The 19,172-nt window shown below is 43.7% G+C and carries 19 protein-coding genes; 16 read left to right on the top strand and 3 right to left on the bottom strand.

Features of this window, described 5'->3' with window-relative positions; translation table 11 throughout:
* Positions 1 to 102 precede the first annotated feature (102 nt).
* The gene (locus tag DMO16_RS06725) at positions 103 to 1,434 is read left to right on the top strand and encodes a PhoH family protein (RefSeq protein ID WP_129476155.1); all 1,332 of its coding nucleotides are present in this window, start codon (positions 103 to 105) and stop codon (positions 1,432 to 1,434) included.
* A 53-nt stretch (positions 1,435 to 1,487) separates the two neighbouring features.
* On the opposite strand, the gene DMO16_RS06720 is transcribed toward DMO16_RS06725, so the two are convergent.
* Positions 1,488 to 1,985, bottom strand: coding sequence for a peptidyl-prolyl cis-trans isomerase (locus DMO16_RS06720; protein WP_129476152.1), 498 nt, complete (start codon positions 1,983 to 1,985; stop codon positions 1,488 to 1,490).
* A 146-nt stretch (positions 1,986 to 2,131) separates the two neighbouring features.
* On the opposite strand from DMO16_RS06720, the gene DMO16_RS06715 reads away from it, so the two are divergent.
* From DMO16_RS06715 to DMO16_RS06665, 11 genes are all read left to right on the top strand, one after another.
* Positions 2,132 to 2,413 (top strand): YlaN family protein, encoded by a 282-nt coding sequence (locus DMO16_RS06715; RefSeq protein ID WP_061969177.1) that lies wholly within the window; start codon positions 2,132 to 2,134, stop codon positions 2,411 to 2,413.
* A gap of 152 nt (positions 2,414 to 2,565) precedes the next feature.
* A complete protein-coding gene (ftsW, locus tag DMO16_RS06710) occupies positions 2,566 to 3,723 on the top strand; it encodes a putative lipid II flippase FtsW (protein WP_129476149.1) in 1,158 nt (385 codons plus the stop codon).
* Positions 3,724 to 3,750: 27 nt separating this feature from the next.
* On the top strand, positions 3,751 to 7,197 hold the full coding sequence (gene pyc, locus DMO16_RS06705) for a pyruvate carboxylase (protein ID WP_129476147.1): 3,447 nt from the start codon (positions 3,751 to 3,753) through the stop codon (positions 7,195 to 7,197).
* Between the two features lie 382 nt (positions 7,198 to 7,579).
* On the top strand, positions 7,580 to 8,515 hold the full coding sequence (gene cyoE / locus DMO16_RS06700; RefSeq protein ID WP_277873755.1) for a heme o synthase: 936 nt from the start codon (positions 7,580 to 7,582) through the stop codon (positions 8,513 to 8,515).
* 185 nt (positions 8,516 to 8,700) lie between these two features.
* Positions 8,701 to 9,717, top strand: coding sequence for a cytochrome c oxidase subunit II (coxB, locus tag DMO16_RS06695; protein ID WP_061969185.1), 1,017 nt, complete (start codon positions 8,701 to 8,703; stop codon positions 9,715 to 9,717).
* A gap of 36 nt (positions 9,718 to 9,753) precedes the next feature.
* A complete protein-coding gene (gene ctaD, locus DMO16_RS06690) occupies positions 9,754 to 11,598 on the top strand; it encodes a cytochrome c oxidase subunit I (protein ID WP_061969186.1) in 1,845 nt (614 codons plus the stop codon).
* Complete coding sequence (locus DMO16_RS06685; protein WP_061969188.1) at positions 11,598 to 12,218, top strand: cytochrome c oxidase subunit 3; 621 nt, start codon at positions 11,598 to 11,600, stop codon at positions 12,216 to 12,218. Before ctaD ends, DMO16_RS06685 begins: the two co-directional genes overlap by 1 nt.
* Before the next feature lie 3 nt (positions 12,219 to 12,221).
* A complete protein-coding gene (locus DMO16_RS06680; RefSeq protein ID WP_061969190.1) occupies positions 12,222 to 12,563 on the top strand; it encodes a cytochrome C oxidase subunit IV family protein in 342 nt (113 codons plus the stop codon).
* An 82-nt stretch (positions 12,564 to 12,645) separates the two neighbouring features.
* Positions 12,646 to 13,503, top strand: a complete 858-nt coding sequence (locus tag DMO16_RS06675) for a cytochrome c oxidase assembly protein (protein ID WP_129476141.1) — start codon at positions 12,646 to 12,648, stop codon at positions 13,501 to 13,503.
* A 96-nt stretch (positions 13,504 to 13,599) separates the two neighbouring features.
* Positions 13,600 to 14,787 (top strand): GNAT family N-acetyltransferase, encoded by a 1,188-nt coding sequence (locus DMO16_RS06670; RefSeq protein ID WP_164988870.1) that lies wholly within the window; start codon positions 13,600 to 13,602, stop codon positions 14,785 to 14,787.
* A 13-nt stretch (positions 14,788 to 14,800) separates the two neighbouring features.
* On the top strand, positions 14,801 to 15,526 hold the full coding sequence (locus tag DMO16_RS06665; RefSeq protein WP_129476135.1) for a nucleotidyltransferase domain-containing protein: 726 nt from the start codon (positions 14,801 to 14,803) through the stop codon (positions 15,524 to 15,526).
* A gap of 187 nt (positions 15,527 to 15,713) precedes the next feature.
* Here DMO16_RS06665 and DMO16_RS06660 read toward each other — a convergent pair whose 3' ends face one another.
* On the bottom strand, positions 15,714 to 16,061 hold the full coding sequence (locus DMO16_RS06660; RefSeq protein WP_129476133.1) for a YugN family protein: 348 nt from the start codon (positions 16,059 to 16,061) through the stop codon (positions 15,714 to 15,716).
* Positions 16,062 to 16,224: 163 nt separating this feature from the next.
* Between DMO16_RS06660 and DMO16_RS06655 the strand changes: the two genes are divergently transcribed.
* A complete protein-coding gene (locus DMO16_RS06655; RefSeq protein WP_061969200.1) occupies positions 16,225 to 16,653 on the top strand; it encodes a CBS domain-containing protein in 429 nt (142 codons plus the stop codon).
* Between the two features lie 115 nt (positions 16,654 to 16,768).
* Positions 16,769 to 17,788: a CAP domain-containing protein gene (locus DMO16_RS06650; RefSeq protein WP_129476130.1), complete on the top strand. Its 1,020-nt coding sequence runs from the start codon at positions 16,769 to 16,771 to the stop codon at positions 17,786 to 17,788.
* Between the two features lie 27 nt (positions 17,789 to 17,815).
* Here DMO16_RS06650 and DMO16_RS06645 read toward each other — a convergent pair whose 3' ends face one another.
* On the bottom strand, positions 17,816 to 18,295 hold the full coding sequence (locus DMO16_RS06645) for a PaaI family thioesterase (RefSeq protein ID WP_129476126.1): 480 nt from the start codon (positions 18,293 to 18,295) through the stop codon (positions 17,816 to 17,818).
* A gap of 174 nt (positions 18,296 to 18,469) precedes the next feature.
* On the opposite strand from DMO16_RS06645, the gene ylbD reads away from it, so the two are divergent.
* Positions 18,470 to 18,904: a spore coat protein YlbD gene (ylbD, locus tag DMO16_RS06640; protein ID WP_129476123.1), complete on the top strand. Its 435-nt coding sequence runs from the start codon at positions 18,470 to 18,472 to the stop codon at positions 18,902 to 18,904.
* A gap of 15 nt (positions 18,905 to 18,919) precedes the next feature.
* A complete protein-coding gene (locus tag DMO16_RS06635) occupies positions 18,920 to 19,165 on the top strand; it encodes a YlbE-like family protein (protein ID WP_061969208.1) in 246 nt (81 codons plus the stop codon).
* Positions 19,166 to 19,172: the final 7 nt, after the last annotated feature.

Genomic DNA, 19,172 nt, shown 5'->3' with positions numbered 1-19,172 from the left:
GGCGGATCCAACCGGCCCCGGGTCATGCAATATGCATTACATTTCCTTTTATTTATTAACACTGCCCATTCTTAACAAATAATGTAAGGAGGCTGTGTAGGATTGGATAAAATATGTGTCCTTGATACTAACGTTCTTTTACAGGATCCCTATTCTATATTTTCATTTGGCAATCAGGAAGTGGTAATCCCGGCAATTGTACTTGAGGAAGTGGATTCGAAAAAAAGATACATGGATGAAATCGGAAGAAATGCACGTGAAGTATCAAGGCTGATCGACAAGCTAAGAATTAAGGGGAAGCTTCATGAAAATGTTCCGCTCGAGAATGGTGGTACTTTGCGCGTGGAACTAAATCATAAATCGTTCCAGAGGCTTCAGGAAACCTTCTCGGAACATACAAATGATAACAGAATTCTTGCTGTTACGCTGAATCTGGCAGTCGAAGAAAAAGGAAAGGAAAATGGGAAAGAGGTTATTCTGGTCAGTAAAGACGTTCTTGTAAGAGTAAAAGCTGACGCCCTCGGCATACAGGCAGAAGATTTTTTAAGTGATCGCGTGGTGGACAGGGATGAACAAACCTACCTGGGGTACAAAGAAATTTATGTAGCGAGCGAAGTGCTCGATAAATTCTATGAAAAGCATGAACTGGCTACGATCGAAATTGCCAATCATTCCTTCTATCCTCACCAGTTTCTGATTATGAAAGATCTGTACAGAAGCTCAGTTTCAGCACTGGCAAGAGTGGAGGATAACGGAAAGAAAATCAAGCCCCTTCTGTTTGACGGGGATTCGGTCTGGGGGATCAAGCCACGGAATGTCCAGCAAAAGATGGCGATCGAATTGCTGATGAGAAATGATGTGCACCTGGTGACGCTGATCGGTAAGGCGGGAACGGGAAAAACCCTTCTAACTCTGGCTGCGGGCTTGCTTCAAACTGAAGACCTGAAGAATTATATTAAACTTTTTATTGCAAGGCCCATCGTTCCGGTGGGGAAAGATATTGGATATCTGCCTGGGGAAAAGGATGAGAAGCTGAAGCCGTGGATGCAGCCCATCTACGATAATTTGGAGTATTTGTTTAATGCAAAAAAACAGGGTGAGCTTGAAAAAATATTGGCAGGAATCGGCTCCATTCATGTCGAGGCGTTAACCTATATACGGGGGAGAAGCCTTCCGGATCAATTTATCATCATCGATGAAGCGCAAAACCTGACCAAGCATGAGGTCAAGACCATTCTGACAAGGGTGGGAGAAGGAAGCAAAGTCATCCTATTGGGAGATCCAAAGCAAATCGATCATCCGTATTTGGATGAGTTTACGAACGGACTCACGTATGTGGTTGAAAAATTCAAAGACCAAAGCATCAGCGGTCATGTGAGGCTCGAGAAGGGTGAACGATCAAGCCTGGCGCAGCTGGCAGCGGATTTGCTTTAATCGGGATATTAAATAAACCTGATGCAGGTGCATCAGGTTTATTTAATAATGGTTTATTTAATAATGAATTTTCGAATGTTTTTTATTGGGTTATCCTTGTTTCTTCCGTCTCCATAATAAAAATGGACCGGACCGTCTTCTCTAAGCGGTTTTCCATTTAAAGAGAATCCCAATATAGCCTTCATTCCATCTTCCAACGACAGTTCCACATCGCCGTCTTCTGACTGCACTTCAAGGACAGACGCATTTGCATCAGGTACGGCATTTTTAATAAAATGGGACAGGGCAATAGCAAACGTACCGGTTGAAATCGTTTCTTTTAACGATTTATTGGGTTTGCTTTTCTTTTCCGGAGGAGCAGAGCCTTCTATCAATTCTCTGTCCCAATGGGAGGATACTGCTTTTAAATATTTTTCCTCTTCGGTTTCTAGATCTTCGTCGCGGTCAAAATAAGTGGTCAAATCAAATTTTCTCTCATCAAAAATAAAAACACCCGGATCGATGGCAAGTTTGTATTTTACGTTTCCCGTCATTTCCAGAACAAAATCCATAGTACCAAGCTCCTATATGTTGTATAGTTATGTTATATCTTCATTTATTCTAACATGAATAAGCATAATACGGTAATTTGTTGATTTTTTGCCTGTGTCGCGCTATATTAAAGAGTAGAAAGCCAGAGTAGAACGGAGGGATTATATTGTCACCTGAGATGGCAACAGGACATCGTGAAAAGGCATTTGAACTGTTACAGGCAGATGCAGCGAAGATTCTGAAATTAATCGAAGTGCAGATGGAAAACCTGACAATGCCGCAATGTCCCCTCTATGAGGAAGTGCTGGATACCCAGATGTTCGGACTCTCCCGGGAGATTGATTTTGCAGTAAGGCTGAACCTGGTGGATGAAGAAGATGGAAAAGGTTTGCTAGAATCACTTGAACGCCAGCTAACCGCTTTGCATGAAGCATCCATGCGGAAATAATAAATGACTCAAACCGTCGGCGACTGGTTTGAGTTTTTTTATTTTGTTGTCGTAATCTGTGTTAAACTATTTTTAACTTCATCATACAGTGGAAAAGCGGAGAGCAGGTACGAAAACTGTTAGGGAAAAGACTACATAAAGGATGTAAGAGCATGTTAAAGAAAATGTTTCGCCACTATGACTATTCGCTCGTCATTGCTATTTTAGTGTTGTGTGCAATCGGGCTTGTCATGGTGTACAGTGCAAGTATTATTGTGTCGATTAACCGCTTTGGCTATGAAAGCAACTTCTTTTTTATTCGGCAGCTTGTCTTTCTCATTGCTGGTCTGTTTTGCTTCTTGATCACAATGATCATTCCCTACCATCTATATAAGAAATTGATCATTCCTATTGTTTTTGGGTCAATCGCGCTATTGGCAGCTGTTCTTTTTATCGGACGTACAACCAACAATGCGCAGAGTTGGATTTATATCGGGAGTATCGGATTCCAGCCTTCGGAATTTGTGAAACTTGGACTGACGATCTATCTGGCAGCCATTTTTTCAAAGAAAAAGGACAAGCTCGAAAATTTTGCAGCCAGTGCTCCGCCTATCAGTATATTCGGTATTATTTTTATACTGATTATGAAGCAGCCTGACTTGGGGACCGGTATGATTATTGCCGCTACTACAGGAGTCATTATACTAAGCTCTGGAATGAAGCCCGTTCACAAGCTGCTGCTGATTGTGTCGGCGGTGGTAGTTATTGCTCTCGGATCACAGGTTTTGACAGATGAACAAAAATCCAGATTTACTGCAGCCTATGCCCCTTTTACAGATCCAGAAGGACAAGGATTTCAGCTTGTAAACTCGTATCTTGCCATCGGCCATGGCGGAATAACTGGTACTGGATTAGGGCAAAGCATACAGAAGTATGGGTTTTTGCCTGAACCGCAAACTGACTTTATTATTGCTGTCATTGCCGAAGAACTTGGCTTTTGGGGTGTGGCGATTGTAGTTGGGTTAATTGCTTTTGTTGTGATCAAAGGGTTTATTACTGGTTTACGCAGCAGGGATACTTATGGCAGCTTGCTGGCGTTTGGCATCTCGGGAATGGTAGGCATTCAGGCGACTGTAAACCTGGGGGCTGCAATCGGCCTTCTTCCGGTTACTGGTGTACCGCTGCCGTTTATTTCATATGGTGGTTCATCTCTAGTTTTGCTGTTAATTTCCATGGGGATTCTCGTCAATATATCCTGTCATGTGAATTATAAAAGAAAGCATCAAAACCCGGAACAAGCATCCGTAAAGGAAAATTTGCGAGCGGTCTGATTCCGGTAAAAAGAGGGAGAGATACCGATGTCACAAAAGCAGATCAGAAAAATACTCGTGGCCAACCGCGGTGAAATTGCCATTCGTATTTTCCGTGCCTGCACGGAATTGGGGATTCGGACTGTAGCGGTATATTCAAAGGAAGATTCTGGGTCATATCATCGCTACAAAGCAGATGAAGCCTACTTGGTCGGAGAAGGAAAAAAGCCAATTGATGCTTATCTTGATATAGAAGGCATTATCGGCATTGCCAAAAAGAACGGGATTGATGCGATCCATCCCGGGTACGGCTTCTTATCTGAGAATATTCATTTTGCAAAACGCTGCGCCGAGGAAAACATTGTTTTCATTGGGCCCAAAGAAGAGCATCTGATCATGTTTGGTGACAAGGTGAAAGCAAGAGAAGTGGCGGTCAGTGCCGGGCTGCCGGTTATACCGGGCAGCGATGGCCCGGTAGGCAGCCTGGAAGAAGTAAAAGCTTTTGCCCAAGCCCATGGATATCCTGTTATTATTAAAGCCTCGCTCGGAGGCGGCGGAAGAGGCATGAGAATTGTCCGAAGCGAAAATTCACTCGCCGAGGGCTATGAACGTGCGAAATCTGAAGCAAAAGCGGCATTTGGCGAGGATCAGGTATATGTTGAAAGGTTTATTGAAAAGCCAAAACATATCGAGGTTCAAATACTGGCGGATTCATCAGGCAATATCGTTCACCTCTTTGAAAGGGACTGTTCCGTACAGAGAAGACATCAAAAGGTGGTTGAAGTTGCGCCGAGTGTAGGTCTTGTTACCGGCTTGCGCGACGAGATCTGCCGGGCGGCTGTTCAGCTCATGTCGCATATCAGCTATTTGAATGCAGGAACGGTGGAGTTTTTGGTAACCGGCAGCGGTGAATTTTATTTTATTGAAGTGAATCCAAGAGTGCAGGTAGAACATACGGTTACCGAAATGATTACAGGTGTCGACATTGTTCAATCACAAATCTTGATTGCCCAAGGAAATGAACTGCATGGTGACGTGATTGGTGTTCCAAGGCAGGAAGAGATCGCCTGTCATGGCTATGCCATCCAGTGCAGGGTGACAACTGAAGATCCGTCCAATCAATTTATGCCCGATACAGGGAGAATCAATGTGTATCGGTCAGGGGGCGGATTTGGGGTCAGGCTTGATGCAGGAAACGGATTCCAGGGGGCTGTGATTACCCCACACTATGACTCATTGCTGGTTAAACTCTCAACATGGGCGCTTACCTTTGAACAGGCTGCAGCCAAAATGCTGAGGAATTTAAAGGAGTTCCGGATCAGGGGGATTAAAACCAACATTGAATTTCTTGAAAATGTGGTAAAACACGAGTCCTTCCTTTCAGGGGATTATGACACTTCTTTTATTGACACGTCGAGCGAGCTGTTTATTTTTCCAAAGAAAAAGGACCGCGGAACGAAGATGCTCAGTTACATAGGTTCTACGACCATTAATGGTTTTCCGGGCATTGAGAAAGTGAAAGTGAAAGCTTTTCAAAAGCCCAGTGTGCTATCTGTTTCCATATCAGACTCGTTCCCTGATGGGACAAAGCAAATCCTTGAACACAAAGGTGCCGAAGGGCTGGCTCAATGGATTCAGGAACAAAAGAACGTTCTACTTACCGATACGACATTTCGGGACAGCCATCAATCTCTCTTGGCTACAAGAGTAAGAACGCACGACCTTCTTCAAGCGGCAGAGCCGACGGCAAAACTGTGGCCCGCTATGTTTTCCATGGAGATGTGGGGGGGAGCAACGTTTGATGTTGCCTACCGTTTTTTAAATGAAGATCCATGGGAAAGGCTATTGAAGCTTCGTGAAAGAGTTCCCAATATTTTGTTTCAGATGCTTCTCAGGGCATCCAATGCAGTTGGTTATAAAAACTATCCCGATAATGTGATCGAAGAATTTGTTGAAAAATCAAGTGAAGCCGGTATTGATGTTTTCAGGATATTTGACAGCCTGAACTGGATCAAAGGCATGACAGTTGCCATCGATTCGGTGAGAAAAAGCGGAAAGGTTGCAGAGGCAGCCGTATGCTATACCGGAGATATTCTCGATCCCGGCCGTACCAAATATAATGCACAATATTATATTGATATGGCGAAGGAGCTGGAGGCATCTGGCGCCCATATTCTCGGGATAAAAGATATGGCAGGGCTGCTTAAGCCACAGGCTGCCTATGAACTTGTTTCACGATTAAAGGATAATGTGGGGATTCCTATTCACCTCCATACCCATGATACGAGCGGAAATGGTATTTTTACGTATTCCAAGGCTATAGATGCAGGCGTTGACATTGTGGATGTTGCGGTCAGTTCCATGGCAGGAGGCACTTCCCAGCCTTCAGCTAATTCATTATATTATGCGTTGTCCGGCCATGAACGCCAGCCGGAAGTTAACATCAATAACTTGCAGCGTTTGAGTTCCTATTGGGAGGATGTCCGCCATTACTATCAAGGGTTTGAAAGCGGCATGAACGCTCCGGATCCGGAAGTATATGAACATGAAATGCCGGGCGGACAATTCAGCAATTTGAAGCAGCAAGCCAAAGCAGTTGGACTGGAAGAGAAATGGGACCTTGTCAAGCAAATGTACCGTCGTGTAAACGATATGTTTGGTGATGTGGTTAAAGTGACACCTTCATCTAAAATTGTGGGTGACATGGCCTTGTTTATGGTTCAAAATCAATTGAGCGAGGATGATGTATATGAACAAGGAGAGAAGCTTGACTTTCCGGATTCTGTTGTGGAGTTCTTCCAAGGGTACATCGGACAGCCGTACCAAGGCTTTCCTAAAGAGCTTCAGCAGCTGATCTTAAAAGGAAGGGAGCACATCACCAAGCGCCCTGGAGAATTACTTGAAGCGGCCGACTTTTTGGATATTAAGGAAACCCTGTTCCATAAGCTTAACCGGCAGGTCACGAGCTTCGACGCAATATCCTATGCGCTTTATCCAAAGGTGTTTTTGGATCGGGAAAAAATGTTCGACCAATTCGGTGACCTTTCCGTCCTTGACACTCCGACCTTCTTCTATGGAATGAGTCTGGGTGAAGAACTTAATGTGGAGATTGAACAGGGTAAAACACTGATCGTCCGTCTTGTTTCTATTGGAGAGCCACAGCTTGACGGTACACGAGTTGTTTATTTTGAACTAAACGGCCAGCCCCGGGAAGTGGTAATTAAAGATGAAAGCATAAAGTCTTCAGTTGCAGCCAAGCAAAAAGTCGATCAGGCGAATCCGGCCCATATTGGTGCAGGAATGCCTGGGACTGTCGTAAAGGTACTGGTTGAAAAAGGGGAAAGGGTTAAAAAGGGAGATCACTTAATGATCACTGAAGCCATGAAGATGGAAACCACGGTACAAGCTCCATTTGACGGTGTTGTAAAAGAGATTTATGCAAGCAACAGTGAACCAATAAGTCCGGGAGATTTATTGATCGAGCTGGAAAAGTAGTTCAGACTCCCTAAAAGAAGCTGATGAAGAGAATGTTATCCTTCTTCTCATCAGCTTCTTTTTTGTTGGAGTGAGAGATCGACAAGAAAATTCACAAATTTGTTAAAATTTAAACATATGCCAATGGCTCCCAAATCATAGATATGGCAGGGAGCCTAAGGTGTCTGGGATGAAGTATACAAACCTTCTAAATTGTTTTATAATGATTTTGAAACCTGTCTATCATATCACATCATTATGTGATAAATTTCGACATTATGTGAAAAAAGATAGGCATTTTACATATTGATTTCCGTTTCATTACTATTTAGAATAAAATATGGCATTTTAAATGGATAATTTTGAAATGGATGGAAACTTACCTGTAAAGGAGGTGTATGCGGTGAGCAAAACGGAAACAACTCTTGGTGCAGCTGATAAAGTGGTGAAGCCGAACTCTTTAACCGAAGCAAATCCGGCAGGTACGTGGAGAGACTATCTAACTCTTGCGAAAATGGGAATTGTAATCTCCAACCTCATTACCGTCTTTGCAGGATCCTTCCTTGCAATCAAGTACAACCATCTCCTGTTTATGGATAAGCTTGCAGTTCTATCATTGGCTGTATTGGGTTCTGCACTTGTCATTGCCGGGGGCTGCTCTCTCAACAATTACATAGACCGTGATATCGACGGCCTGATGGAACGAACAAAGGAAAGACCGACAGTAACCGGGAAAATAGAAGCAAACCAGGCGTTGTGGATGGGAATTATATTATCTGCCCTGGGCGTTATCTTTCTTGCAATGACAACGCTAACAGCTGCTGTTTTTGGACTGATTGGACTTTTTGTATACGTGGCTGTATATACGATGTGGCTGAAGAGAACCCATTCTATCAACACGGTGATTGGAGGAATTTCCGGTGCAATGCCTCCGCTGATCGGGTGGGCGGCAGTGGACCCGGGTCTTGCTCATACGGCCTGGATCCTGTTCTTGATCATGTTCTTATGGCAGCCTCCTCATTTTCTTGCCCTCGCCATGAAGCGTTGCGAGGAATACAGAAATGCAGGCATTCCGATGCTTCCTGTAGTGTCGGGATTTAAAATGACAAAACGCCAGATGATCTGGTATGTATCCGCTTTAATTCCAGTCTCTCTCTATCTTTATCCATTTGGCAAAGTGTACACCATCTTAGCTGCCATCATGGGTTTATGCTGGCTGGCCCTTGGTTTATCCGGACTCAGGTCAACGAATGACATCAAATGGGCAAGACAGATGTTTGTCTACTCGCTCAACTATTTGACGATTCTCTTCGTGGCTATGATTCTCGTAAACATATGATACTGGATTTTAATGAGGAAGCCCTTGTTGGAAAAATCCAGATCTTGAAGACCTTTTACATAAAAGGGCTTACATTTTTCTAGCTATTTGCTGCTTAATGTAAATGAGACATTCGACGTTTATGCTAAGCAGGTAATAGATAATAACAGCTGAACTACAACGAGAAAGTGGGGTTTTATGAAGTGATGAGAAAATTGCTGCGTAAAGGGCGGCTGGTTCCTTTGTTTGCAATGTTGGCGCTTCTCTTGATGGGTTGCGGTGATCCAACGCTTTCTGCGCTTATGCCGCAGGGTGAAGTTGCCGACAAGCAATATTCATTAATGGTTCTCAGCTTGGCAATCATGATCTTTGTTTTGTTGGTCGTATTTGTAATTTATGTATTTGTCATTATTAAGTTCAGAAAACGCAAAGGTGATGACACGATCCCTGAGCAAGTGGAAGGGAATCATTTGCTTGAAATTCTATGGACAGCAATTCCAATTTTGCTGTTGATCATACTTGCAGTGCCAACCGTTATGCAAACCTTTGATCTATCAGCGAAGGATAAGCCGAAAAAGGGCGAATTGGCGCTAAAAGTAACGGGCCATCAGTATTGGTGGGAGTTTGAGTATCCGAAAGAGGAAATTATCACTTCCCAGGAACTTGTGCTTCCGGTTAATACAAAAGTCCATGTGGAATTATCTTCTGCTGATGTTATCCATTCATTCTGGATTCCTTCACTTGCCGGGAAAACGGACACCAATCCTGGTGACGGCAGCAAAAACTACATGTGGATCGAAACAGGAAGCAAGGAACAAGTTTACAAGGGTAAATGTGCCGAGCTTTGCGGAGCTTCACATGCTTTGATGGACTTTAAAGTAAAGGTCGTGTCCAAGGATAAGTATCAGGCCTGGGTAAGCTCTTTCAAAAAAGCAAGCGGAAAAGCAACAGGCAATGCTGCTGAAGGACAAAAGATCTTTGAAAAGAACTGCCTGTCCTGCCATGCTGTTGGAAAAGAAGGCGGAAACACCGGTCCTAACCTGACAGGGTTTGGTGACAAGCAGCGAGTAGCGGGTGTTCTCGAGCACGACAAAGATAATGTTAAAAAGTGGATTGAAGATCCTCAAAAAGTAAAACCAGGCAACAACATGCCGAACGTGCCCCTTAACGATGAAGAAGTTGATGCAGTTGCTGACTATCTTCTTAGTCTAAAACTTCAATAGACATTAGGAGCTGTTTGTAAAAAGGGAGGTAAAAAGGTGTCTACTCATGCAAGTCACAAAAAGAGAAGCGGGCTGATGGACTGGCTCACTACTGTCGATCACAAGAAAATAGGTATACTTTACCTAATTGCCGGGGGATTCTTCTTCATCATCGGTGGACTTGAAGCCATGTTCATGCGAATTCAGCTGTTTAAACCGGAGAATGATTTTGTAGCAGCTGAAACTTTTAACCAATTGCTTACCATGCATGGAACCACAATGATTTTCTTTGCGGCCATGCCACTTATATTTGCCTTTATGAACGCTGTTGTTCCGTTACAAATCGGAGCAAGGGACGTAGCGTTCCCGTTTGTTAATGCGCTCGGTTTCTGGCTGTTCTTTTTTGGGGGAGTTCTCCTCAACCTGAGCTGGCTGTTAGGCGGCGCGCCTGATGCCGGATGGACAGCGTATGCGCCTCTTTCTACCACGTCCGAAGGGTCCGGTGTGGATTTCTACGTGCTTGGTTTGCAGATTTCCGGAGCGGGTACGTTAGTAGGGGGGATTAACTTCCTCGTTACCATTATCAACATGCGCGCACCAGGGATGACCTTCATGCGTATGCCGTTGTTCACCTGGACAGCATTTGTAACTTCTGGTTTGATTTTGTTCGCGTTTCCTCCACTAACCATTGGATTGTTCATGCTTATGTTTGAAAGGGTTTTTGATGCCAACTTCTTTAACCCTGACAATGGCGGTAACATTCTGATCTGGGAGCATATTTTCTGGATTTTCGGCCACCCCGAGGTTTATATCCTGATTCTTCCGTCCTTTGGAGCGATCAGTGAAGTGGTGGCAACCTTTTCAAGAAAGCGCCTTTTTGGATACAGCGCAATGGTATTTGCGACGGTGCTCATCGGTTTCCTAGGTTTCATGGTATGGGTTCACCATATGTTTACTGTAGGTCTTGGACCGGTAGCCAACTCCATTTTCGCCGTAGCAACGATGGCGATTGCTGTACCGACGGGTGTTAAAATCTTCAACTGGCTCTTCACCATGTGGGGAGGAAAAATCGTTTTCTCGACTGCTATGTTATGGGCGGTTGGATTTATTCCTACCTTTGTTATGGGTGGAGTAACAGGAGTTATGCTTGCGATTCCTTCTGCAGACTACCAGTTCCATGACAGCTACTTTGTTGTTGCCCACTTTCACTATGTTATTGTCGGTGGGGTAATTCTGGGTCTGTTTGCCGGATTGTATTACTGGTATCCAAGAATGTTCAACCGTGTTCTTAATGAAACCTTGGGAAAAATTCACTTCTGGACGTTTTTTATCGGCTTTCACCTAACTTTCTTCCCTCAGCATTTCTTGGGATTAATGGGTATGCCGCGCCGGGTATTTACATATCTTTCCGGACAGGATCTTGACCAGTTAAACTTTATCAGTACGATTGGTGCATTCCTGATGGCAATTGGAACCATTGTTTTGTTTGTCAATGTTATCATCTCAACTTCTAAAAAGTATGCACCATCTTCTGATCCATGGCATGGCCGCACATTGGAGTGGGCGATCCCGTATCCAACACCTGAATACAACTTTGCCCAAACTCCTCTTGTGCGTGGTCTGGATGCATTCTGGATTGAAAAAGCAGCAGGTAATAAAGGTATGACACCGGCAGAACCAGTGGGAGACATTCATATGCCGAACCCATCAATTCTTCCGCTAATCATGTCCATCGGATTATTTGTAGCTGCATTCGGTTTAATTTATGACACAATGACAGTCGTAGTAATTGGGATGGCAATAACCTTTATCAGCATGTTCTTTCGTTCTGTTATTGATGATCATGGCTTCCATATTCATAAAGAAGAAGTGGAAGAAGATCTTAAGGGGGTTAAGCTATAATGGATGCTGGACAACGTTTAACGGATGCTAATTTTCCGGAACATCCCGAAAAAGCCACCCTTGAAGGAAAAAACAAGTTTCTGGGATTCTGGCTGTTCCTCGGTGGTGAAACCGTATTATTTGCCACATTGTTTGGTACGTACCTGGGTCTGCGCCATATGAATATGGATGGGCCATCCACGGAGGAGCTGTTCAAGCTCCCTACCGTGTTCCTGGCAACCATGCTTCTTTTAACGAGTTCATTAACCAGTGTGTATGCTGTGCTTGCCTTAAAGCAAAATCGCGTGCGCACGCTGCAAAAATGGTTTATTATCACGCTCATCCTGGGACTTGGTTTCCTTGGACTTGAAGTATATGAATTTATGGAATATGTGCATGAAGGGCATACTTTTACGAGCAGTGCTTTTGGTTCTGCCTTTTACACGCTGGTCGGGTTCCATGGAGGACACGTGGCGTTCGGATGTCTCTGGATCATCACATTGCTTATCCGGAACTGGAACCGTGGAATTACCCTTGTTAATGCACCAAAGTATTATTTGTTCGCCTTATACTGGCACTTTGTTGATGTCGTGTGGGTGTTCATCTTTACGGTAGTGTATCTTATGGGGAAGGTGGGTTAACCTATGGCTGATCATAACAACACTGAAACCAATATTCACCGCAATGAAGCACTGCAGCGGAAGCTTGCATTCAAGGAAGAAAGAAAACATCACAACGTTTCATTCATTATGATGATTCTTTTGACACTGGTTGCTTTTTACGCCATCTGGAGTGATAAGGTAGCGGATTCGTTCGCTGTACTGTTTATTCTGGTGCTCGCTGTTGTTCAAGTTTTCTTCCAATTGTATATCTGGATGCATTTGAGCCATAAAGGCCACGATTTTCCTCTTTGGGGAATGATCAGCGGTATATTATTCGCTGCCATTACCGTGGTTGGCATTGCAGGATTGATCTGGACGTCTTAAAACGAAAAATGGCTGCTGAATCGGCAGCCATTTTTCATAACTATCGAATATCCCTGCTTTCCGTGGGAAAGGAGTTGCTATAATGAACCATCATATGATGGCACCTGAAAAACTGAGCGATTTCAGTTTTTACAGTCTATTCCGGCCGGATATTTTTTTGATTATCCTCGTCATTGGCATTTTGTATTACCGGTTTTACGGGGTCCAAAGCAGCGAGATAAAAGCCACCCTGCTTCAAAAAATATTTTTCACTGTAGGACTTGTTTTTCTTTATATTTCCAAAGGAAGTCCGCTGAATGTGATTGGCCACCATTATTTATTTAGTGTGCACATGCTGGAAATGGCCATCAGCTATCTTGTTGTACCCCCATTCCTTATCCTGGGAATGCCTCATGATTTTTATTTGAAATGGATGAAGAGGGACAAAGGTCTGATCAGACTTATACATTTCCTGACCCAACCGCTTATTGCCATTCTGGTTTTTATCGCGTTGTTTTCTATTTATCATATGCCGGTGATCTTTGATGCCATCATGGCAAACGGCCTATTAATGTTTTTCAGCCACTCACTATTGTTCATCACCGCATTTACGATGTGGTGGCCGGTACTTTGTCCGGTCGAAGAACTAACCACTCTGTCCGAACTGAAAAAAGTGGGGTATGTGTTTGCCAGCGGCGTTCTGTTGACACCTGCCTGTGCTCTCATTATGTTTTCAAGCCATGTGCTGTATGACACTTACGCACATGCGCCTCTGCTTTTTTCATTCCTGCCGCCGCTTGAAGACCAAAATTCTGGCGGAATCTTAATGAAGGTATTGCAGGAAGCGGTATACGGTACCGTGCTTGGCCATATTTTTTACAAATGGGTGAAAAAAGAGCGGGCCAAAGACAAGGAAGACTTGGTTAAGATCAAGTTGACTGCTGCAGCCAAGAATTCCTGAAGGGTAACCGGGCAACCGGTTATCTTTTTTTGGAAAAATAGATGATTAAACGTCTTGATGTCGAAGTAGTTGGTAATGAGAACAGGAGGGGAAGCATTGATCAGGAATCTTCAACGCGACGAATTACTGGAATCGATTGAGCTTTCACAATATGCATTCAGGTATTCCTTAACCCCTGAGGAGGTTGAAAAACGTCTGTCAAATACTGACCCGATGACGATTTATGGTGCTTTTGATCAAGAACAGAGATTGCTGGCAAAATATCATCTGCTGCCATTTGACGCCTATTTTTCTGGTAAAGCAGTAAAAATGGGTGGGTTGGCAGGGGTGGCCACCTGGCCGGAAAATAGAAGAACGGGACTGGTCAGAAAGCTGCTGATGCATGCTTTACAGACAATGAACCAATCTGGAATCTACCTTTCCATGCTTCATCCGTTCTCGGTCTCTTTCTACCGGGGCTTTGGGTGGGAACTCACCTGTGATTACAAAACGTACAACATACATAAAAAGCAGTTCCCTCCTTTTGAAAGAGTAGAAGGCAAGGTAGTGCGGCATGGTTCTGAGGATTGGGTGACGCTAAAACCCATCTATGAGAAATTTGCAGCTCGATATAATGGCACGCTGAAACGCACCGAAGTCTGGTGGAAGAACAACATATTAAACAAAAAACAGATAGCGGTTTATAAAAACAGCAGAAGTCAGGCGCTCGGCTATATTGTTTATTCAATTAAAGAAGATGAAATGGAAATTAAAGAATTTGTCTTCCTGGACAAAGAAGGGTTTACCGGGTTGTGGAACTTTATAGGTAACCATGATTCGATGATTGAGAATGTGAACATTGTGGTTCCTCCTGACGATGAAATGGGGTATTTCTTGGGGGACCCGAAGATTCATCAAGAACAGCGCAGCTATTTTATGGGGCGAATTGTGAACGTTCTCGAAGCATTGAAGGATTATCCTTTTACGTGCAAGAGCAATGTAACCTTGTTTCTTCATGTAAACGACCCGGTTGCCGAGTGGAATGCAGGATCGTATTCCATTTCTTTTCAGAAAGGAGAAAAATCGATTAACTTTTTCCCGGCGAAAACAGGAAATTCTTCCTGCACGGTGACACCTCAAAGAGGCATATCCCTAAACATACAGGAGCTGAGCGCTATTCTGTTCAATTATAAAACACCGGATCAGTTGCACCGCTTTGGGAGAATTTCAGGAAAAGACGAAGACATCAAGCTGCTGCAATCCATTCTGCCGGCAGGGACCCCTTTTATATACGACTTTTTTTAAGGAGATTATTCCAATGACAATAAGAGACAGTGCAGTCCATGCTGCAAAGAAATTTATTGAGCAATATTTTCCTGTTGCTGAGGTTGTATTTTTAGCCGGAAGCATTGTGAGAGGTGAAGCAACTGAAAGCTCGGACTTGGACATTATCGTGTTTGACGGATCCCTGGACCATTCTTATCGAAAGTCATTTGTCGAATTCGGCTGGCCTATTGAAGTGTTTGTCCACGGCTTTCATACGTATAAAGACTTCTTTAAGGAAAACAGGGACCGTGCACGCCCCTCGCTTCCTCAAATGTGTGCAGAAGGTATCATCCTTAAGGATAACGGTCGGGCGGCATCCATTAAAAATGAAGCACTTGCCCTCTTGAAGAGAGGTCCGCTGCCTTGGAAATCAAAGGAAGTGGATTCGGCACGGTATGAAATCACCAACTTGCTGGATGATCTAGAAGGTTCAATCAACCCGGCAGAAGATTTATTTACAGTATCCCGGCTCGCTGCCAAAATTCATGAGTTTGTTCTCCGCGTCAACGGCTGCTGGATTGGGGAAGGGAAATGGATTGTCAGGGCGCTCAAGGAATTTAATGAAGAGTTTGCGGAGTGCTTTGTCTCTATCTTTGACGAATATTACAAGACCCGCCAAAAGCACCGGGTGATCGGATTTGCCGACAATGTTCTGAAGCCGTATGGCGGCCGGCTGTTTGAAGGCTACTCGATCGGAAAAAGCAGACCAAAAGAGTAACCCCTCCCAGCCGGGAAGGGTTACTCTTTTTCTGTTTGCATCCTTCGGTTGTACTTTGCTGCAAGAAAGCTTACTCTTCAGTAACCGAGTTGCTGACAAGAAAGCTTACTTAATCTCTTCAGCAACCGAGTTGCTGGCAAGAAAGCTTACTTAATCTCTTCAGCAACCGAGTTGCTGGCAAGAAAGCTTACTTAATCTCTTCAGCAACCAGGTTAATGGTTTTTTTACAGTGGTCTACGATGTTCTTTGGGAACTCCTCGTCATATTCCACACCGTGCGGGTAATAGTGTTTTCCAAGGTAGGGGTCGCCAAGTTCAATTTTTGCATAGGGACGTTCAATCTCACCTTCGGCCACGATGCAAGGGAAGCGCAAGTAGTAAACGTCTCCATTTGTCATGTCTTCAAATTTATAATCGTATGTAATTCTTTCATAATCCCATTGTCCAGCCCGGACGATTCCGTGGTTGTTCATGATATGCTCCAGGATTGAAAATTGGACAACTTGCCCTTTTAGGCCGCTTTCTTCAAATACCATTACACTACCTCCCAATGTTCATGTAAACCTTCACTTTTCTATGATAGTATGAAAATCTTGAAGATGCAATCGTTGTCAAAATATTTCCCCTTTATCCATCCTTGTATAATTTTTCATCAGCAGATCACACTAAATGTGAAAAATTGAATGGGAGGATATCCTTTTGAAAACTTTAAGAGATATAATGACCACTAATGTGGATACTTGTTCGCCACAAGACAACATTTATGAAACTGCGGTTAAAATGAAGCAGGACGATGTAGGAGTAATTCCAGTATGTGAAGGGAAAAAGCTTCTTGGCGTCATTACCGACCGCGATATTGTTATTCGCGCAGTAGCTGAAAAGAAACAGGGATCAACGAAGGTCAGCGATGTAATGAGCAGCCGCCTCATAACCGGATCTCCCGATATGAGCGTGGAAGAAGCGTCCGAGTTGATGTCACGTGATCAAATTCGCCGTCTTCCGATCGTTGAAAACAGCGATTTGGTCGGAATTGTATCTCTGGGGGACATCGCGGTGCATAAACAAACCGATTCCAAAGCCGGTGTTGCTCTGAGTGAAATTTCCGAGCAGAGAGACCAGCTTCAATAACCCATGAACTTGAAAAAACACCCTGGAAAATGGGTGTTTTTTCGCTTTAATGGACAAAATCCCTTAAAGTACAGTACAGTTAGGAAAGGTATGTATTTTGAAGGGAGTACAGCTTTTGAAGAAAACAGCAATTCTGACGCTTTTGGGTTTGCTTGCAATTTTTTTCTTTTTGGATACCCGTGAACAGCATCCCAATCATTCACCTGAGGAAACCAAACAGAAGATCCCAAAGGAAAGTATCCAAACATTACGAGTTGAAAAATCCACTGTCGCCAACTTTATGGGCAAGAGCAAGGATTACTTAAACGACCGTCTTGGCCCGGCCGACAGAGTAGAACCTTCAGGCTATGGCTATGACTGGTATGTTTACTCCAACACAGATGGCTATCTGCAGGCCGGTGTTAAAAACAATAAAGTGGTCACGGTTTTTGCCGCAGGTAAAGGAGTTCCGGTAAAACCTTTCAAAATCGGCCAGTCTGTCACTTCCATCCTTAAAAAGTTACAAGTTAAAAGTGAGATAACCGTAAAGCAGGGTGATGATTTTTATCGTTTTGAACTGTCGGAAGAAGAAATGAACACCCGCCCGCTCATTCCGTTAAATGATATTTTTGCCCAGCTTTATTTTGATAAATTTTCTCAGAAGTTGTTCAGTATCCGATATATGGATAAAGAAACGCTACTGGCACAAAGACCGTACTCTGTTGTTTACAGAGGCAGCTTGAAGCCACAGCCTGAGTTTAAGGGAAGCATGAAGCGCAAAATCGAAAAAGGGCAGGAAAAGCAAATTCTTGATCTTACCAATGTGATCAGGAAAGACCATGGGCTTACCCCTTTGAAATGGGATGCCAAAACAGCTAAAGTCGCCTATCTTCACAGCAGGGAAATGGCGAGGCTTGATTATTTTTCCCATACATCCCCAAAGGCAGGAGACTTGTCTGACAGGCTGAAAGATGGTGGTGTAAGTTACAACGAGGCCGGGGAAAACATCGCAGCCCAGTATACGGATGGACTTGCAGCAGTAGGTGGCTGGCTCAACAGCCAGGGGCATCGTGAAGCAATGTTAAATGAGAACTATACAGAACTCGGTGTAGGTGTTTATGACAGCTATTACACGCAAAATTTTATAAAACCATAAAGTAAGGAAAAGCCATTTGGCTTTTCCTTACTTTTTTATGATGAAGAATGTGCCAGTTGATAAGGATATGAGCTGTTCTTGATCGCCGTATACCTTCGCTTCTGTAACGATCACATTTTTGCCATGGTGAAGCACCTGGGCAATACAGCGCAGGAATTTTCCTGTTCCGGGGGATGTGTAATTGATTTTCATTTCCGAGGTGACGGCTGCTGAATTTTCGGGCAGTGAAAGGTTGGCAGCTGTTCCCATCGCCGTGTCCATTAACGTAGCGGTTAAGCCGCCATGAACAATTCCCATTGTATTATCTAAAAAAGGAGTAACAGGTATAGTGATTTCCACTGTGCTTTCGTTCAGCTTTCTAAGCTGCATATCCATCAGGCTGGAAATATACGTTGAATATGTATTTTCTCTTTTCCTTTTCAGGCCTTTCATAATCCCGGTAAGCACCATTTTTTCTTCCTCTGATGCTTCATTCCAATAGGCTTCCATTTCGTTCTTCAAATCCATTTTCTAAACCTCTCTCTCTGCCTTGCAGCGAAATGTTGCTCTTTTATATTGACATAAATGGAATCGCTTCACAATGAGGGACTCTGCAAAAAAATAGGCGCACCTTTTTATAGGCGGAACTGTATCATGTAATAGGTGAATTGGAATCGTTGAAGGACAGCCGGGGGTGAGAAGATGAAAAAAGACGTTGAGGCATTTCGAATATTTGTTCAGAAGCATCCTAAGCTGATTAGAGAAGTCCGTTCAAATACGCGTTCGTGGAGGGATGTGTACGAAGATTGGGTCGTCCTTGGAGAACACCATGACATCTGGAACGAATATAAACCTAAACAAAAAAGCCAGGAAGAGTATAGTCATTTTAGAGGACTGAAGGAACGAAAGCAGAAGCAGGAGCCTGACGCTTCAGAAACAAAAAAAGAAATCACCGTCGGGGACCTTTTTAGCATGTTCCGGGATATCAATGTAAGTGAGATCGGCCAGCATTTAGCGCAGTTCAGCGGTGCAATCGAAGGGATTCACCAGTTATTAAAACAATTTCAAGGTTCCAAAACGTATGATAGTCCGTCATCCACATCCAAAGACAATTATTTTTCATCGTATAAAGACTAATGGGGAGTGTGACCAATGAGGAGAGAGATCATTGATTATCTGCACAGCCGGCCGGACTTGAAGTTTTTTATGAGGGAGCAGCCCAAATGGTACAGGGATCTTTCAAGGAATCCCATGCTTTTGGAAGACATGGTAAAGGAAGCGGATGTTTTCTTTGGAAGGACCTTTGGCCAGCGCGTCGATAAGTTTCACAATCAGGTAAAAACTGTCGGACTTTTGATGGATTTTTTAAGCATGATGGGAAAAGGAGAAGACCTATAAAGGAATA

It is taken from the genome of Fictibacillus sp. S7 (assembly GCF_004127935.1).
Classification (GTDB): domain Bacteria; phylum Bacillota; class Bacilli; order Bacillales; family Fictibacillaceae; genus Fictibacillus_C; species Fictibacillus_C enclensis.
This window is presented reverse-complemented; position numbering and strand designations above follow the sequence as displayed.

Excerpts from the sequence above, each read along its gene's own strand:
- DMO16_RS06720 (WP_129476152.1), bottom strand. The coding sequence starts at position 1,985 with ATGGATTTTGTTCTGGAAATGACGGGAAACGTAAAATACAAACTTGCC.
- ftsW (WP_129476149.1), top strand. The coding sequence starts at position 2,566 with ATGTTAAAGAAAATGTTTCGCCACTATGACTATTCGCTCGTCATTGCT.
- pyc (WP_129476147.1), top strand. The coding sequence starts at position 3,751 with ATGTCACAAAAGCAGATCAGAAAAATACTCGTGGCCAACCGCGGTGAA.
- coxB (WP_061969185.1), top strand. The coding sequence starts at position 8,701 with ATGAGAAAATTGCTGCGTAAAGGGCGGCTGGTTCCTTTGTTTGCAATG.
- DMO16_RS06685 (WP_061969188.1), top strand. The coding sequence starts at position 11,598 with ATGGATGCTGGACAACGTTTAACGGATGCTAATTTTCCGGAACATCCC.
- DMO16_RS06680 (WP_061969190.1), top strand. The coding sequence starts at position 12,222 with ATGGCTGATCATAACAACACTGAAACCAATATTCACCGCAATGAAGCA.
- DMO16_RS06675 (WP_129476141.1), top strand. The coding sequence starts at position 12,646 with ATGAACCATCATATGATGGCACCTGAAAAACTGAGCGATTTCAGTTTT.
- DMO16_RS06665 (WP_129476135.1), top strand. The coding sequence starts at position 14,801 with ATGACAATAAGAGACAGTGCAGTCCATGCTGCAAAGAAATTTATTGAG.
- DMO16_RS06660 (WP_129476133.1), bottom strand. The coding sequence starts at position 16,061 with ATGGTATTTGAAGAAAGCGGCCTAAAAGGGCAAGTTGTCCAATTTTCA.
- DMO16_RS06645 (WP_129476126.1), bottom strand. The coding sequence starts at position 18,295 with ATGGATTTGAAGAACGAAATGGAAGCCTATTGGAATGAAGCATCAGAG.
- ylbD (WP_129476123.1), top strand. The coding sequence starts at position 18,470 with ATGAAAAAAGACGTTGAGGCATTTCGAATATTTGTTCAGAAGCATCCT.
- DMO16_RS06635 (WP_061969208.1), top strand. The coding sequence starts at position 18,920 with ATGAGGAGAGAGATCATTGATTATCTGCACAGCCGGCCGGACTTGAAG.